Source organism: uncultured Sphingomonas sp., from assembly GCF_946477935.1.
GTDB lineage: Bacteria > Pseudomonadota > Alphaproteobacteria > Sphingomonadales > Sphingomonadaceae > Sphingomonas.
On sequence record NZ_CAMLAC010000315.1, the window covers coordinates 1 to 3,361 of the forward strand.

At 64.9% G+C, this 3,361-nt stretch carries 3 protein-coding genes; 1 reads left to right on the plus strand and 2 read right to left on the minus strand.

The window, feature by feature from the left end:
- Both Q0U08_RS19130 and Q0U08_RS19135 read right to left on the minus strand, forming a co-directional pair.
- Nucleotides 1-756, minus strand: a 756-nt coding sequence (locus Q0U08_RS19130; RefSeq protein ID WP_298093343.1) for a YihY/virulence factor BrkB family protein, incomplete at its 3' end; no start/stop codon positions are given.
- Nucleotides 753-2,651 (minus strand): AI-2E family transporter, encoded by a 1,899-nt coding sequence (locus Q0U08_RS19135; protein ID WP_242122306.1) that lies wholly within the window; start codon nucleotides 2,649-2,651, stop codon nucleotides 753-755. The genes Q0U08_RS19130 and Q0U08_RS19135, both read right to left, overlap by 4 nt.
- Before the next feature lie 443 nt (nucleotides 2,652-3,094).
- Between Q0U08_RS19135 and Q0U08_RS19140 the strand changes: the two genes are divergently transcribed.
- On the plus strand, nucleotides 3,095-3,361 hold a 267-nt coding region (locus tag Q0U08_RS19140; RefSeq protein WP_298093345.1), incomplete at its 3' end, for a catalase.

Genomic DNA, 3,361 nt, shown 5'->3' on the forward strand with positions numbered 1-3,361 from the left:
GCCGAAATTGGATACGTAGAACCCGAACCCCGCCGTGCCCGCCAGCCAGAGCAACGTCGCCCCCGCCGACCCCGGCGACAGCCATATCCAGCGGGGTTGCCGGTGGTCGGGACCGAAGCGGAACAGGATCGCCGCCGCCGTCACGACCAGCACCGCCAGCAGCAGGAAGCCGGCGATGCGGATCAGCGCCAGCACGGCAAGCGGCGCATTCGGGATCAGCCCGCTGAGAAATGCGAGCAGCATGGTCGTGCCGATCGCCGCGAAGATCATCACGACGCCGCCGCCGACCACGGCGAACTTCAGCAGCGTCAAACGGACGAAGCCGCGGCTCTCCTCCGTATCATAGGCGACGTTGAGGCCGGTGATGATCGCCGCAGACCCCTTTGTCGCGCCGTACCATGCCAGCAGCAGCGCGACGACCAGCCCGATCCCCTGCTTGTCCTTCGAACTTTCCACGACCGTCAGCAGCTGGTCGGAGATGATGGAGGCCGCATCCCTCGGCAGCGACGCGAACACGCTTTCGATGTTGCGCCGTACCGTCTCCGCCTCGGCGAACAGGCCGTAGCTCAGCACGACGGCCCCCAGCGTGGGCACGATGGCGGCAAAGACGTAGAAGGCGATACCGGCAGCGATGATGCCGATGTTGTCGTCGCCCATCTCCTGCCACGTCCGCTTCAGGATCGCCAGCCATCCCGCGGGCGGCACCTGCAACGGGGAGCGCGCACCGGTGCCTGCGCCATGATCGGCAACGCTCATGCCGCCTGCTCCCGTTCCGCGCCGGCATAGTCGAGGCACGCCTCCACCGCCGCGCCGAGGCTGCCGACATAGAGGTCCGCGCCCAGGGTCCGCTGTATCTCGCGATCGGTGAGCGCCGCTTCGCCTTCCGGCCACAGCCCGACGAGGATCGGAACATCGCCCACGCGCGACCGGATGCGCCGTACGAGATAGCGCAGATGCGACGGCGAGCCGCCGATCTCGAGATAGGAGATGCACACGAGCCGGGTGCCCGTCGCGTCGAGGCGATCGATGTTCGCCCGCGATCCGACGTTATGCGGAACCCGCTTCGCGCCGAACCCGCGCTTGGCGAGCAGCTGTTCGAGCATGGCGGTCACCGCATCGTCGAGGACGCCGCGCCCGGCAATGCACAATACGCTTCCGGCGGCGTTCCACTGCGCCGGCGCTGCCGGCAGGGTGGCCGGCGCGGTCTCCTCAAAGCCTGCCCCTTCCCCGACCAATGGATTGAGGCGGCCCTCGCGTGCCCGGGTTACGCTGGCCGTATCCTCCTGCGCATGGAGTTCGTCCACCAGCACCAGCATGGAGTCGACGACGCTGGTCGCCCGCTCGCGCGTGATGGCACCCCGTTCGACGTCTGCCGCCGCGAGTTTCAGCGCGGCCAGCGCTACCTCGTCATAATAGGCCGTCAGCGACCGGTCCGCGAGCTGGCTCTCCGCCTGTTCAAGCGCCTCGTCCGGGTCCTCGGCCAGCATCCGCTGGTAGAAGCTTTCGACCGGGGTAAGCGCCGGCCGGTCGCCCAATATGACGTCGAGAAATTCGAGGCTCGGAATATGCCGGCCCAGCACGACCAGCAGCAGCGTCAGCGGCATCGACAGGACAAGGCCGACCGGACCCCAGATCCACGTCCAGAACACCGCCGCCAGCACGACCGAAAGCGGCGAGAGACCCGTCGAATGGCCGTAGAGCAACGGTTCGATGACATAGCCGATCAGCGGTTCGAGGACGATGAAGAGCGCCGCCACCATCAGCACCGTCGACCAGCCCGGATCGGCCCCGGCGGCCACCACCAATGGCAGGGCGGCCCCCAGCAGCGCACCGATATAGGGTACGAAGCGGAGCACGCCGGCAAGAATGCCCCATAACGCCGGAACGGGCAGGCCGATGATCCACAGGCCGATCCCGACGACGGTGCCGAAGCTGGCGTTCACCGCCAGTTGCGAAAGGAAGTACCGGCTGAGCCTGCCCCCGGCATCGTCCATCGCGGCCGTCGTGCGATGCAGGTCGGACGATCCGAACAGGCGGATCATCCGATCGCGCAGATCTTCCTTCTGCATGAGGATGAAGATCGCCACGACCAGCACGATCACGAAGGTTTCGAACGGCGCGACCACCGGTTCGAGATAGCCGCCCACCTGTTCCAGCACCGGAATCTGCTTGTCGATGACCCGGACGTTCAGGGGATGGGTGCGGGTGCCGCGCACGACATTGGGGTCGGCGACCATGGCCGGGGGCGGCGTGTCGGGTCCGATGAAGGGGAGCTGCTGCGTGATGAAACCGGTCGCCCGGTCGATCTTGGACTGGACGGTCGTGACATAGCCCGGTGCCTTGTCCGACAGGGACGCGGCCTGCATCCCGACCAGGGTGCCGATGCCGCCCAGCACACCCAGCGCGCTGATCACCGCCACGAAGATCGCTAGCCCCTTCGGCAACCGCAGGCGTCGCAGGAACAGGACGATCGGCGACAGGACGAACGACAACAGCACCGCCAGCGTGATGGGGATCAGCACGTCCTTGGCTAGGAACAGCCCGGCGATCACGACCACGGCTACCGCGAGACCCAACAGTCCGTCTCGACTCGGCACTTTTGCGGCCGCCACCTGAGCGGCTACTGCCCCTTGCTCAATCTTATCGTTCATCCGCTGTCCCTTCGGGGTCAGCAAACTCACACTGACCTACTTCGGTCCGTTCATACGCCGACCACCGGTTCTGCCGTACCGGATTGGCGTGACATGCTATCCAAAGTTTTAAGGTAGCCAGGCGCGAAAGTGCTATAATGCCGTGCTAATCGCGCGGCGCTAACGTAGCGTCAAAATCATATCGGACGTCGGCGCGGACGCGAGACACCCGACAAGATTATGACGCTACGCCGTCTGCGGCAAACCGTCGGACGGACGATCCTCTTCGTATACCGGCTTAGCACAGTCAATCCGAAACCCAAATCAATGATCCGGTTGGCAACTTACTCGTACCCAGCGGCAGACACGGTGAGTGGGCATGCGCCCTGTTATGAAACTCTCGCCTCCACTCAGGAATTTAGTACGTTAGGGGACCGCATCCCCGCCTCAACCAAGGACATTCAATGAGCAACAGCGCCCTGAACGCAGGCAATGGTGGCGAGACCCATCAGGTGACCGATGCTGACCATCCGGTGCTGACCACCAACCACGGCACGCCGATCAGCGACAACCAGAACCAGCTGAAGGCGGGCGCGCGTGGGCCCGTGCTGATCGAGGACGAAGTCTTCCGCGAGAAGATGAACCATTTCGATCACGAGCGCATTCCGGAGCGGATTGAGCTGCCCCCTTCTGAGTGGTCCATCGACTATTACAGTCTGGACCAAGGAAGG

Coding starts and splice junctions, on each gene's coding strand:
- Q0U08_RS19135 (WP_242122306.1), bottom strand. CDS start 2,651: ATGAACGATAAGATTGAGCAAGGGGCAGTAGCCGCTCAGGTGGCGGCC.